The sequence below is a fragment of the Nonlabens ulvanivorans genome, assembly GCF_032922765.1.
GTDB classification, from domain to species: domain Bacteria; phylum Bacteroidota; class Bacteroidia; order Flavobacteriales; family Flavobacteriaceae; genus Nonlabens; species Nonlabens ulvanivorans.
In genome coordinates this window covers 771,952-785,283 of record NZ_CP136694.1, presented here as the reverse complement: position 1 = coordinate 785,283, position 13,332 = coordinate 771,952, and the positions used below count along the sequence as shown (strand labels likewise).

At 34.9% G+C, this 13,332-nt stretch carries 11 protein-coding genes; 7 read left to right on the top strand and 4 right to left on the bottom strand.

Annotated features, from left to right (window positions below):
* Nucleotides 1–2: 2 nt before the first annotated feature.
* Complete coding sequence (locus R1T42_RS03570; RefSeq protein WP_042249033.1) at nucleotides 3–956, bottom strand: MlaD family protein; 954 nt, start codon at nucleotides 954–956, stop codon at nucleotides 3–5.
* A gap of 74 nt (nucleotides 957–1,030) precedes the next feature.
* Nucleotides 1,031–2,134, bottom strand: coding sequence for an N-acetylmuramoyl-L-alanine amidase (locus tag R1T42_RS03565; RefSeq protein WP_317291333.1), 1,104 nt, complete (start codon nucleotides 2,132–2,134; stop codon nucleotides 1,031–1,033).
* 152 nt (nucleotides 2,135–2,286) lie between these two features.
* Here R1T42_RS03565 and R1T42_RS03560 point away from each other — a divergent pair, with 152 nt between their 5' ends.
* Genes R1T42_RS03560 through ppk1 form a run of 4 tightly spaced genes read left to right on the top strand, consistent with a single transcriptional unit; the run spans nucleotide 2,287 to nucleotide 8,414 of the window.
* The gene (locus R1T42_RS03560) at nucleotides 2,287–5,010 is read left to right on the top strand and encodes a putative LPS assembly protein LptD (RefSeq protein ID WP_317291332.1); all 2,724 of its coding nucleotides are present in this window, start codon (nucleotides 2,287–2,289) and stop codon (nucleotides 5,008–5,010) included.
* Nucleotides 5,011–5,048: 38 nt separating this feature from the next.
* Complete coding sequence (locus R1T42_RS03555) at nucleotides 5,049–5,444, top strand: Rid family detoxifying hydrolase (RefSeq protein ID WP_317291331.1); 396 nt, start codon at nucleotides 5,049–5,051, stop codon at nucleotides 5,442–5,444.
* Nucleotides 5,445–5,446: 2 nt separating this feature from the next.
* Nucleotides 5,447–6,316: a nucleoside phosphorylase gene (locus R1T42_RS03550; protein WP_317291330.1), complete on the top strand. Its 870-nt coding sequence runs from the start codon at nucleotides 5,447–5,449 to the stop codon at nucleotides 6,314–6,316.
* A gap of 46 nt (nucleotides 6,317–6,362) precedes the next feature.
* Nucleotides 6,363–8,414, top strand: a complete 2,052-nt coding sequence (ppk1, locus tag R1T42_RS03545) for a polyphosphate kinase 1 (protein WP_317291329.1) — start codon at nucleotides 6,363–6,365, stop codon at nucleotides 8,412–8,414.
* 21 nt (nucleotides 8,415–8,435) lie between these two features.
* Here the strand turns inward: ppk1 and R1T42_RS03540 are convergent, their stop codons facing one another.
* Nucleotides 8,436–8,801, bottom strand: coding sequence for a hypothetical protein (locus R1T42_RS03540; RefSeq protein ID WP_042296840.1), 366 nt, complete (start codon nucleotides 8,799–8,801; stop codon nucleotides 8,436–8,438).
* Between the two features lie 183 nt (nucleotides 8,802–8,984).
* Here R1T42_RS03540 and R1T42_RS03535 point away from each other — a divergent pair, with 183 nt between their 5' ends.
* Complete coding sequence (locus R1T42_RS03535) at nucleotides 8,985–9,857, top strand: substrate-binding domain-containing protein (protein WP_317291328.1); 873 nt, start codon at nucleotides 8,985–8,987, stop codon at nucleotides 9,855–9,857.
* A gap of 14 nt (nucleotides 9,858–9,871) precedes the next feature.
* On the opposite strand, the gene ung is transcribed toward R1T42_RS03535, so the two are convergent.
* Complete coding sequence (gene ung / locus R1T42_RS03530; RefSeq protein ID WP_317291327.1) at nucleotides 9,872–10,537, bottom strand: uracil-DNA glycosylase; 666 nt, start codon at nucleotides 10,535–10,537, stop codon at nucleotides 9,872–9,874.
* Between the two features lie 168 nt (nucleotides 10,538–10,705).
* On the opposite strand from ung, the gene R1T42_RS03525 reads away from it, so the two are divergent.
* Together R1T42_RS03525 and R1T42_RS03520 are read left to right on the top strand one after the other, a co-directional pair.
* Nucleotides 10,706–12,868, top strand: a complete 2,163-nt coding sequence (locus R1T42_RS03525; protein ID WP_317291326.1) for an endonuclease MutS2 — start codon at nucleotides 10,706–10,708, stop codon at nucleotides 12,866–12,868.
* Nucleotides 12,868–13,278: a thiol-disulfide oxidoreductase DCC family protein gene (locus tag R1T42_RS03520; protein ID WP_317291325.1), complete on the top strand. Its 411-nt coding sequence runs from the start codon at nucleotides 12,868–12,870 to the stop codon at nucleotides 13,276–13,278. The genes R1T42_RS03525 and R1T42_RS03520 overlap by 1 nt, the downstream gene beginning before the upstream one ends.
* Nucleotides 13,279–13,332: the final 54 nt, after the last annotated feature.

The following is a 13,332-nucleotide window of genomic DNA, read 5'->3' as shown; positions in this document are numbered from 1 at the left end:
AATTATTTAGTTGGGTCTTCTGGTTCTTCGTATGGTCCTGGTCTCTTTCCAAAGACAGAGAAATGGACATAACGTTTAGGATTAAGCTTCATATCCTGCAACAAGTCTGCTGCTTGTTCTGTTGCTCTTTCCAAATTTGTATAAAGTTTGTCGTCGGTCATTAACTTCCCTAACGAGCCTTCTCCATTACTTACTTTATCAAGTACAGTATTAAATTTACCTATCGTTTCCTCTAACTGTTTTACTGTACCAGCTATTTCTACTTGTGCAAGAGTATCAGATATTTTAGCAAAATTCTCTGTTGTGACATCTAGGTTCTTAATAGTTCTCCCTAGACTTTCTTTATTATCTGCTAACAATGTATTTGCATTGCGAGATAAAGCCTTAAATTCTACAAGTGTCTTATTAAGCTCTTCTAATGAGGAAGTAATCGCAGCTCTAGCATCAGGATTAAGAGTTTTATTAACCGCAACTAGCACACTATCTGCACTTACTACCATATGTTCAATCTTATCTTTTAAAGGAATAAATTGATCCATTACTTCACCTTGTAAACCTTTATCTAGTTTAGACTTTAAGGTGTCTCCAGATTTTGCGGCAATGGCGGTAGATTCAAAATTAGGAACGATAGCCAGAGCTTTCCCTCCTATAAGACTAGTACTGTAAACACTAGCTGTACTTTCAGATGAAAAAGAGAATTCTCCATTCACATGAAATTTTACAATAAGCCTACCACTATCATCTAAAAATTTAATATCGTCTATATTACCTACTCTTAAACCATTAATAGTTACAGGAGCAGACTTAGTAAGTCCTTCAACATTATCGTAGACAGCATAATAGACTCTATTATCCTCTAAAAGATTACTACCTTTCAAATACGAGTAACCAAAAATAAACAGCGCTATCGCTACTACGGTAAGAATACCTACTTTAACTTCTTTGGATAATTTCACAGATACGGTGTTTTTGACAAATTTAAATAAAGCTACCTATTTTGTAGCCTATTCTCAACATATTTAGCAATACATTATAAACGTCTAGTCACACCATTCTCTACAACGACTATAAAAGCGCCATCATATCCTGCATTATTGGCGCGTTTTTTAAGCTCGACTGCAGCTTCAAGATTGCTTAATTTACCGGTGAAATATCGATAAATACCGCCTAATTTCTCTCTAGAGATTTCAGGAAGCTTTTTAAAATTATAAGATTTTGCAGCTACTTCATTAGAACTTGCAGCAATTTGAACCATGTAAACGATAGATGCCTTTTCAACGCTTTCCTTAGGAGCAATAATTTGAGACCCGTTACCTTCTTCAATATCAACAGGTTCTACCTCAAAGTTATTGATATCCCTATTTTTTTGATAATTAAGAATAGCCTTAAAAATAGACTGTGCTACTTTATCTTGTCCCGTATTACTATTTAAGAAATTACGCTCTTCTGTATTTGTTATAAACCCAGTTTCGATTAAAACACTAGGCATGTAGGATAATCGTAACACCGCAAATCCAGCTTGTTTTACACCACGATTTTTTCTTTTTAAAGCTTCTTCAAATTTGGTCTGCACATTCGCAGCCATTTCTATACTATTATCTAAAAAATCTTCTTGTGTCAAAAGGCTTGCTGCAAATGACGAAGGGTCATTAGGATCAAATCCTGCATACTTCTCTTCATAATTATCTTCTAATAGAATTACAGAGTTCTCTCTTTGAACTACTTCTAGATTATCATCACTGCGATGTAGGCCTAGCACCCATGTTTCGTTTCCTTTGGCACTTTTATTTGCAGCAGCATTACAATGTACAGATACAAAAAGATCGGCTTTTGCCTTATTTGCAATAGATGCACGTTCATGTAATTCTAAAAACTTATCTGTAGTACGTGTATAAACAACTTTAATATCAGGGTTTTTATTTAGTAAAGCGCCTATTTTCTTAACCACTTTGAGAGCGATATCCTTTTCATTTACGCTTCCTACTTTCTTTCCTGGATCATTTCCACCATGACCAGCATCTAGTACTATAGTGAACTTTTTACTACTTACAATGGTAGAATCTAAAGGCGTATTTGCCTGAATTACAACAGGAAAAGTGATTAATGCAATAATTAAAAGTATATACGTTTTCATTATAGTGTTCATAGGTGTTAAGGTGCTTTTGATAATTACGCTTTCGCGAAAGCGTAATTACAATAAAACGCATAAAAATTATACGTAGTTTTGAGGTTTCAAAAACCAGACCATTTCTATTAACGAATATAGTTTACTGAAGATTGCATTATTTGAAGAGGTACATTATTTTATCAATAGTTTTTTTAACAGCGAGCCTGATCTGTCATGCTCAAGAGCTGCCTAATAACAGTACCCCAATTCCTGCTGAAAAACCGGTTGAGAATGAGGATAAAAAACCACAACAACCTGTTGCAGAAACTATAGAAATAGATTCAGACACTTTACAACTTAATAAACCTAAAGATTCTACTAAGCGTAAACCTATCCTAGAGCACAAGCTTATCTCTAGTGCAACAGATTATAAAGAAATTGACCGTATTAACAATACCATCACGCTCTATAATGAGGCAAAAATTATATACGGTGACATTACTCTAGAGGCTGGTAAGATTATTATGAATATGAATACCGGTGATATTTTTGCCTACGGTGTAATTGACACAGCAGGTGTTTATGTTCAAAAACCGATATTTACTCAAGGACAAAATGTCGTTAAACCAGACTCTATTATCTTTAATAAAGACACACGCAAGGCTCTTACTTATAACTCTATTACGGCACAAGGCGAGTTTAATGTTAAAGCCGAAGTAACAAAGCGAGTGAATGACTCTGTTTACTATATGAAAAGAGCCATTTTCACGACTTCTAAGGACCCGAATAATCCTGATTATTACTTTCTTGCCCGTAAAATAAAATTTGTTCCAGGAGAGAAGATCGTTACTGGACTGGTTAATATGTATATAGCAGATGTTCCAACACCTATAGGGTTACCTTTTGCATATTTCCCGATGACTACAGATCGTAAAAGTGGTGTAATTATTCCTTCTTTTGGTAACAACAATAATCAAGGATACTTTTTACAAAATGGTGGATATTATTTTGCCATCAATGATTATGTTGACCTTACTGTATTAGGTGATTATTTTACAAATGGTAGTTGGGGTTCTAGAATCGAGAGTAGCTATAGAAAACGGTATGCATTTAATGGTAGTTTCCGTTTTTTATATGAAAATCAAATTCAAAGTGAACGAGGCTTTTCTGACTTCCAGCAAACCAATCGTTATAACATCAACTGGCAACACAGTCAGGACGCAAAAAGTAATCCTAATAGCCGTTTCAGCGCTAGTGTAAACCTAGGAAGTAGTCAATTTTTTAGACAATCATTTAATCAAGTTAATCAAAGTGCCACACTGGTAAACAACTTGAGTTCCTCTATTTCATATTCAAAAACTTTTCCTGGTGAACCTCAAGTAAACGTTACCACCACGGTTTCTCATAACCAGAACACCAATACAGATGTGGTCAACCTGACCTTACCAACTTTACAGGCTAGTGTGTCTAGAGTTTTCCCATTTGCACCTAAGGAAGGTGCAAAAAAAGGGTTAATGCATAACATTAACCTTCAATACAATTTGAGAGGAGAAAATCGTATTGCTACTACTGATGATGATTTTTTAACCAGTAAAATGTTTGATGGTGCCATAAGTGGTTTACGTCACACGATTCCTATTTCTACAAATTTTAAAATAGCAAATTACTTCTCTGTTGGTTTAAATGCGAGTTATGATGAATCATGGGTTTTTGAAACCTATAGACAGTTTCTCGAAGACAACGGATCTGGTGGGTTTAATACAGTGCGTGATACGGTAAACGGTTTTGACGCATATCGCACTTATAACTATGGTGCTAGTATAGGAACTACAGTTTATGGTAACTGGAAATCGACTGATAAAGAGTCTAAGATACAGGCCATAAGACACGTGATGAGGCCTAGTGTAACCTATAGTGCAAATCCTAGTTTTGAACAGTATTATGATCGATTATTGGATGAGCAAGGGCTAGAAGTGTCTGAAGAAGAACGTTTTTATAGTCGTTTTGAAGGTACGCTTTATAATGCGCCTGGTAGGGTATATTCTAGTAGTTTAGGTATAGGTCTTCAAAATACACTTGAGGCAAAGGTAAGAGACAGAGATTCTACTAAAACCGAACTCAAAAAGATATCTTTAATCAAATCATTTAACGTTAACACATCCTACAATCTCGCAGGAGATTCTTTAAACTGGAATCCTTTACAATTGAGAGGTGTTATCCCTATTTATAAAAATATAGATTTAAATCTGGATGCAAATTTAGATCCATATGCATTAGATAATACAAATCAACGCATCGATCGATTCAACATCAATAATGGTGGTAGTTTATTCCGTTTAACGCGTGCCGGTGCTCGATTTAATTTTAGATTGAGTAATACGGACTTTGAAAAACAGACCGATAAAAAGGATGACAAACCAGACGATCCTTTACAAAATAGAAATTTACAAAATGGTGGTCGTGAAGATGATCTCTTTGGAGCATCCATAGACTATGCCGACGGTACTACATATGATCAACGAGAACCTGAAAAAGAAAACGTTGATATAGACAAGACTAGATATCGTTTTAAAATTCCATGGAATTTAAACTTTGCCTATACTATGACTTATAATAATGCGCAAAGACAAAATGAAATCAATAATCAATCCTTAATGGTATCAGGTGATGTCGAATTATCTCCACGATGGAGTGTCGGTGGTAACACAGGTTATGATTTTGCAAATAAAGGAGTTTCTTTCACTACCTTACGATTTAATCGTGATCTAGAAAGCTGGAGATTAAGTTTTAACTGGACTCCTATAGGACCGCAAAACAGCTGGTTCTTCTTTATCGGTATTAAATCTGGTGCATTAAGTGACATTAAGTGGGATCAACGTAAGCAACCAGATCCGCAGTTCTAGAACGCGCCTCTACTCCTATTTTTAACTATATTTATCTAATGAAAAAAATCATATACACAGACCTTGTTCCTAGCCCTATAGGACCTTATAATCAAGCTGTACTCGTAGACACACCACATCAAAAAACTTTATATACTAGTGGACAGATTGCTATCGACCCAGCAACTGGAGAATTAAAAATAGATGACCTTAAAGAAGAAACTCATCTAGTGATGAAACACCTAGAAAGTTTATTAAAACAAGTTGATATGACCTTTGAAAATGTGATAAAGACATCCATTTTTTTGAGTGATATGAGCAATTTTGCGGTAGTTAATGAAGTATACGGCAGTTATTTTAATGAAGCTACTGCACCTGCCAGAGAAACCGTAGAAGTGGCCCATTTACCTAAGTACGTTAACGTAGAGATTTCAGTAATCGCAATGACTTTTTAATTATGTCTCTAGAAGCATCAGAACTTATATTAAACGATGATGGAAGCATCTATCATCTCAACTTACAGCCACATCAACTAGCACACACCATTATAACGGTAGGTGATCCTGATCGTGTAGGTGAAGTTTCAAAGCACTTTGACACCATTGAGCACCGTATAGGGAAACGCGAGTTTCACACGCACACGGGTACTTTAAAAGGTAAACGTATTAGTGTCGTATCCACTGGTATTGGTACTGATAACATAGATATTGTGCTTAATGAACTAGACGCGTTAGTTAATATTGATTTTGAAACACGCACCATTAAATCACAATTGACACAATTAGATATTATTCGAGTTGGAACTTCTGGAGCTGTACAATCTGATATTCCAGTGGATTCTTTCCTATTATCACAGCGAGGAATTGGTTTTGATACTTTATTTCACTGGTATGACAATGATGGTGGTGATTCCGCTTTCGCGAAAGCGGTGGCAGAACAATTACATCTATCAGAACTAGCAGCAAGACCTTATACTGTGAATTGCGACCTACAACTTGCTGAAATTTTTAAAAGCGATGAAGTATTAATAGGAAATACAATTACTAACGTAGGATTTTATGGTCCGCAAAGTAGACAGTTGCGATTAAAACCAGCTCATCTTCATTTAAATTCGAGTATTGAATCATTTAACTATGATGGAGAAAAATTAACAAATCTCGAGATGGAAACTGCGGGAATCTATGCTATGTCTAGTCTGTTAGGACATCGTGCCGTTTCTTTAAATGCCATATTAGCTAATAGAGCGACTGGAGAGTTCTCTAAAAATCCTAAGTCAATCGTTGAAAAATTGATAACATTTACCTTACAACAAATCGTTGATAATTAACAAGGCTTTTACGCAAATCCTTTAACAGAGTTTGTATTTTTCAAATGTGAAAAAACAAACTAAATATCCCATAAGACATAGAGACCTTAACTGGTTAAGCTTTAACGACCGTGTACTTCAAGAAGCAAAAGATTCTTCAAATCCACTATACGAGCGATTAAAATTTATCAGTATATTTTCTTCAAATCTTGATGAGTTTTTTAGAGTGCGTGTTTCTCAGTTGCGCCAGATTAAAAAGGTAAAAAAGAAACTGCGAAAGAAGCTTGCCCTAAGACCCAATAAAATTCTCAAAGAAATATTATTAAAAGTAAATGAACAGCAAGAAGAATTGGGCGCTATCTTTTATGAGTCTATTGTACCTGAATTAAAGGAAAATGGTATTCAATTGCTATCTTATGAAGAGCTCATAGAGAATTATAATGAAGAAGCACAGAGTTATTTTAAAGACCACATAGAAGAGTTAATAGAACCAATAACGATTAAAGCTACTACCGATTCAGGCGTGTTTCTTGAAAATAGCGAGCTGTATTTTCTAGTCACTTTTATGTCAGAACATCACTATGGCATCGTAAATATACCGTCAGATAAGTTAAAAAGATTTATCCCATTAAAGGTAAAAGACGGCACGCATGTGATTGCTTTTATAGATGATATTGTAAAATCTCAGTTACAAACATTGTTTCAAAAACAAGATGTTTTAAGAGCTTATGCAATTAAATTATCACGCGATGCAGAGTTGTATCTAGAACAAGAGGTGGATGTAGATCAAACACTAGCAGATCAAATTTATGAGTCGTTAAGTCAGCGATTAAATGGTCAACCTACTAGGTTACTATATGACAGTACTCTTCCTAAAGAAGTTCGTAAAAACTTAAGGAAAAGTCTTGGTTTAGGAAAAATAGACATGGTTGCCGGTGGTAATTATCACAACTTTGATGATTTCATTAAGTTTCCGGATTTAACAAATAACAAATCCTTGAAAGCTAAAAAACTGGATCCTATTGAGCATAGGTCTTTACATGGAACTAAGGATTATTTTAAAGTTATTAAAGAAAAAGATCAACTAGTACATTTTCCATATATGTCCTTTGACTATGTGCAAAATTTAATCAACCAGGCTGCAACAGATCAAGATGTTTTAGAAATTAAGATATCCTTATATCGTGTTGCAGATCATTCTGCTTTAACAGATGCTCTACTTCTGGCACTAGAAAATGGTAAAAAACTAACTGTTTTTATTGAGGCTAAAGCTAGATTTGACGAAGAGAACAATATTAAATGGGGACGCATCTTTGAAGAAAAAGGTGCTCACGTCATTTATAGTTATCCTAAAATCAAGGTACATAGTAAGGTGTTACTAATCCTGCGAGAAGAGAAGGGTAAAGTACAACGATATGCATATATAGGTACTGGTAATTTTAATGCACAGACTTCAAAGTTTTACTGTGATCATGGACTATTTACAGCTCACAATAAAATTACCAAAGAGTTACATAGAGTTTTTAAAGTGCTACAAGGAGATATGATTATTCCTAGAGCAAAAAATCTATTGATATCACCTTTTACCACTCGCTCTACCTTTGAAGAACTTATAAGAAATGAAATAGATGCTGCCATTGCAAGAAAACCGTGTGGTATCACCGCAAAAATGAATCAGCTTGAAGATGAGAAGATGATCAAACTACTCTATAAAGCAAGTCAATCTGGCGTACCTATAAGGTTGATTGTTAGAGGATTTTCCAGACTTATCCCAGGTCTAAATAAAATAAGCGAACACATATACATGACCAGTATTGTAGACCAATTTTTAGAACATGGTCGTATTTATAAATTTCATAACAATGGAGCTCCAGTTATGTATACAGGTAGTGCAGACTGGATGACGCGCAACCTAGATAGAAGAATTGAAGTTCTGACACCTATTTATGATGAAGATATCTTTAATGAACTAGACGATATTTTAAACATTCAATTATCAGACAACGTAAAAGCGCGTGTTCATACTATAAATGAGGATAATACAATGGTTCATAATCAAGAAAAAGAGATTAGATCACAATTTGAAATATACTCTTATCTTTTAAAAAAACATCATTAGATAGGATCGACAAGCTGATGGTTATCGGATCGTAAAATTATAGGTGGTCGTTAAAACTCTTCTCACGTTGGATGAGTTTTCTGATAATTCCTTTGTTACGATAATCACCGACTGTGATCCTTCATACGACATCGCTGGTTTAAACGTATAAAAATATAGGTCTGTTCCTGTACTATTATCAAGTGTTATTTCACTCGTATTATAAATATTTGCTTGTCGTGTAATTTCATATATCTCATGGTAAGCAGCTCCATTAAGTAAGGTTTTAAACTCCTCATCTATATTTAATGTGACATTAACTTCTCCACTTAAGGTTTCAAAATTATCGTCTGGTGTGCATGAAATAGTGATAAAACATATGGTCAGTAGTATAAATATTGATTTCATAAGATTAATTTTTCAAAGTATTTATAAGTAATTACCTTCAACAAACATACCATACTTACCGAAACACGAACAGAACAAGGAACCTATTTATTCACATTATGTGATTATTTAATACAAGTACCAACAAATTATTAAGTAAACATTAGGATGAAGTAATCTATCTTTGTTAGACTTTTACTCATTATGACTACAATAAAGATAGGCGGCGTACCAGAGCATTTTAATCTACCATGGCATTTTGCTATAGAAGATGGTGCCTTTGAAAAAGAAGGAATTGATTTACAGTGGCAAGATGTTCCAGAAGGTACTGGACGCATGAGTAAATTACTGCGCACTCAAGAACTGGATGTAGCGTGTATTCTTACAGACGGAATTGTTAAAGATATTATTGCAGGAAACCCAACTCGTATTTTACAAGTGTATGTAGCATCTCCTCTATTATGGGGCGTTCATGCACCAGGAACTATTGAAGCCGAAAAGACACAACAACTAGAAGACGGTAAGTTTGCAATTAGTAGATATGGCAGTGGTTCTCATTTGATGAGCTATTTATTGGCCAAAAGACATGGTTGGGATATTGAAGACCTAAGCTTTGAATTAGTAAACACATTAGATGGTGCTGTTGATGCTCTCTCTCAAAACAAAGCACAACTTTTCTTATGGGAACGTTACATGACACAACCTATAGTCGATCAAGGTATATTTAAAAGGTTAGAGACCATCGCTACACCATGGCCTAGTTTTGTTATTGCTGCAACGCAAGATTGTATTTCAGAAAAAGAAGAAGCCCTAGGAAAAATGCTAGAAATCATAAATCGTTATACAGCAGATTTTAAGCAAATACCTTCCATAGACCGCACGATAGCATCGCATTATGATTTACAGGTTGGTGATGTACAACAATGGTTGTTACGCACAGAATTTAGTGATGACCAATTATGGAACTCTACAGTCGATAAAATTAATGAGGAATTTAGTGCTGTAGGTATTATCGATAGAAAAGTCGCTTTAGATGAGCTGATCTATGATATTCCCAAAACGGATGAAGAAGAATAATTAAATGACTTCATTTACCATTGTATAGCCTCTTTACCCATTTTTAGGAGTATCTCATTCACCTGAGAAAAATGTTTATTCCCAAACCAGTATCCACGATTTGCACTTAATGGTGATGGATGACCGCTAGTAAGGATGTGATGTTTTTTCTTATCGATAAGCTTTGCTTTTCCTTTTGCAAATCCACCCCAAAGAAGAAATATAACATCTTCTCTTTCTTGAGAAATAGTTTTAATAACGGCATCTGTAAAACGTTCCCAACCTTTTTTTGCATGAGATCCAGCATCAGATTGTCGTACTGTAAGAACTGCGTTTAATAATAGTACACCTTGTTTTGCCCATCGTTCTAGATTTCCGCTTTCAGGAATAGGTAAGGAAAGATCAGATTCTATCTCTTTAAAAATATTCTTTAGTGATGGAGGATGTGCGATTCCATCAGTAACTGAAAAACACAAACCGTTTGCCTGTCCGTCACCATGATAAGGATCCTGACCTATGATGACCACTTTAACTTGATCTAAAGGTGCCGCATCAAAAGACGCAAAGATTTTACTAGCTGGTGGATAAACGATTTGATTTGAATACTCTGCTTTTACAAACTCAGATAATTCTTTAAAGTAATCACTATTAAATTCATCTTGTAGTACTTTTTGCCAGCTGCTTTCTATTGATACTTCCATAGTTTCAAATTTAAAAAAATAGCTGTTGTAATAAAGGCATACATCACAAAACAATTTGTAAATCGCAGATCAAAATAGATCCTTAAGTTATAATTATAAAACTTACTTATAATTAATTCTAAAACCTGCGACTACTACACTGTGCTAGTGTATTTTTGTATAACAATTATGAGTAAAATTTCCAATAAAACCATTCAAGATTTAGAATTCAACGTAGTGTTGGATCAGGCATCTTCTTTTTGTACCACAACAGATGGTAAGAAAAACATGCTTTTACTTGAGCCACTTACCTATCGCAATGCGGTTAAAGACTCTTTACAACATACAAATGAGTATTTACAATCGTATGCTAGTGAGTACCGCATACCTAATCATGGGTTTGACCCTATAGAGAAGGAATTGCAATTACTAGGTATAGAAAATTCGACGTTAGAAAAAGACAGTATTCGTAAACTAGCAGTACTGCCACGTACTGTAAATGAACACCTTACCTTCTTTAAAAAGCAGCAGCTTTTATTTCCTAAACTATTTTCTAGACTGGAGAAGATAGAAAAGAATGAATATGTCCCACAAGCAGTAGACGCTGTTCTAGATCGTTTTGGTGAGGTTAAAGATGACGCATCACCAGATCTTAAAAACTTAAGAAGAGAAATGAATAGTGTTAAAGGCCAGCTCAATGGTAGCTTTGGCGCAGCACTCAGTCATTACTCTCAAATGGATTATCTTGATGAAATCCGTGAAACGGTGATTGAAAACCGTCGCGTTTTAGCAGTTAAAGCCATGTACCGCCGTAAAGTAAAAGGTAAGGTAATGGGAAGTTCTAAAACGGGAAGCATTTCTTATATCGAACCAGAACGTGTGTTAACGCTTTCGCGAAAGCTTGCTGAACTAGAAGTTGAAGAGGCAGAAGAAATCCACCGTATTCTTAAAGCTCTAACAGAGACTTTACGTCCGTTTCTGGAAGAATTTAAGATTTACAGAGATTATTTAACGCACACAGACATTATCGCGGCAAAGTCTCGATATGCGCAATCCATCGATGCTCTTTTACCTATTATGGTAGAACATCGAGAACTAGAATTAGTTGATGCTTATCACCCGTTATTGCTAGTATCTAATAGAGCGCGAAATGAAAAAACCTATCCACAAACCATAGGTCTTAAAGCAGACAATCGCATCATTGTGATATCAGGACCTAATGCTGGTGGAAAATCAATTACTCTTAAAACAATAGGTTTATTACAATTGATGATACAAACTGGATTTTTAATTCCAGTTCATGAGAAAAGTAGAATGAGCATATTTAAGCATGTTCTTACTGATATAGGTGATAATCAAAGTATCGATAATCACTTGAGTACTTATAGCTATCGTTTGAAAAATATGCGAGGTTTTCTTAAAAAGGCCGATGATAAAACGCTGTTTCTTATTGACGAATTTGGTACAGGATCAGATCCAGAACTAGGTGGCGCACTGGCAGAAAGTATGCTAGAAGAACTCTATAGCCGTAAAAGTTTTGGTATCATCACCACACATTATACGAATTTAAAGATGCTGGCAAACGAATTGCCAGAGATGACTAATGCAAATATGCTTTTTGATGCGCAATCACTAGAGCCTATTTATAAATTACAACTAGGGGAAGCTGGTAGTTCATTTACATTTGAAGTAGCGCAAAAGAATGGTATACCCTACTCGCTTATCAATAAAGCAAAAAAGAAAGTAGAGCGTGGCAAAATAAGATTTGATAAATCTATCGCTGCATTACAAAAAGAGCGCTCTAATTTGCGTAAAAACAACGAGGCTCTAAGGGAACGTGAGATTAAAGCCACTCAAAAAGTTAATAAGTTAGACGATACTCAAGATCGTGTGCAGCAAAAATTACTGGACTTTCAAGAAATGTATGATAGCTATCAACGCTATATACAGTTAGGGAAGAAATTTGATGGACTGGCTAAGGATTTTTCAAATAACAAAAAGAAAAAATTATTAGTTGATGAGCTTATGAAGATGGTCATCACTGAAAACGTAAAACGCCAGCCAGCACCTAAAAAAACTGAGGCAAAAAAGCACAAGCAAGAACAAGGTAAAAAGAAGCAACTAGAAAATGAGGTTATCCAAAAGGTTGCTAAAATCAGGGAACAGAAAAAGAAAAACCCAAAGCCTGTTGTTGCCCCTAAACCTAAGGTAATACTTAAAAAGAATGATCGCGTACGCTTAATGGACTCAAAATCTGTAGGAACAATAGATCAGATTGAAAAAGGAAAGGCTACAGTTAATTATGGCATGTTTACTACCATTGTTTCTGTAGAACAATTAGAAAAGGTATAATGAAGAATAAGCAAAATGATGTGATTCTCTTTGATGGTGTTTGCAACTTATGCAATGGCGCCGTAACTTTTATTATTAAAAGAGACCGTAAAAATCATTTCAGGTTTGCTGCTTTAGAAAGCGATATAGGTGTCCTATATTTAAAAAAACATAATATCAATCCTGAAGAGGTTGATAGTATAGTTTTAATACGTGGTGAACGTGCTTATGTTAAAGCAAGTGCTGCCTTGCGCATTGCTCAGAAATTGAGTGGATTGTGGCCTCTACTTTATATTTTAATCATAATTCCAAAGTTTATCTCTAATGCGATATATGATTATATAGCCACAAATAGATATAAATGGTTTGGAAAGCAAGAGAGCTGTATGATCCCTACGGAAGAGTTACGTGATAAATTCCTACATAAGTAGAATGAATCATTTGTTTATCAAAGGTCTAGGTTTCTTATATTTAGCGTTAAATTT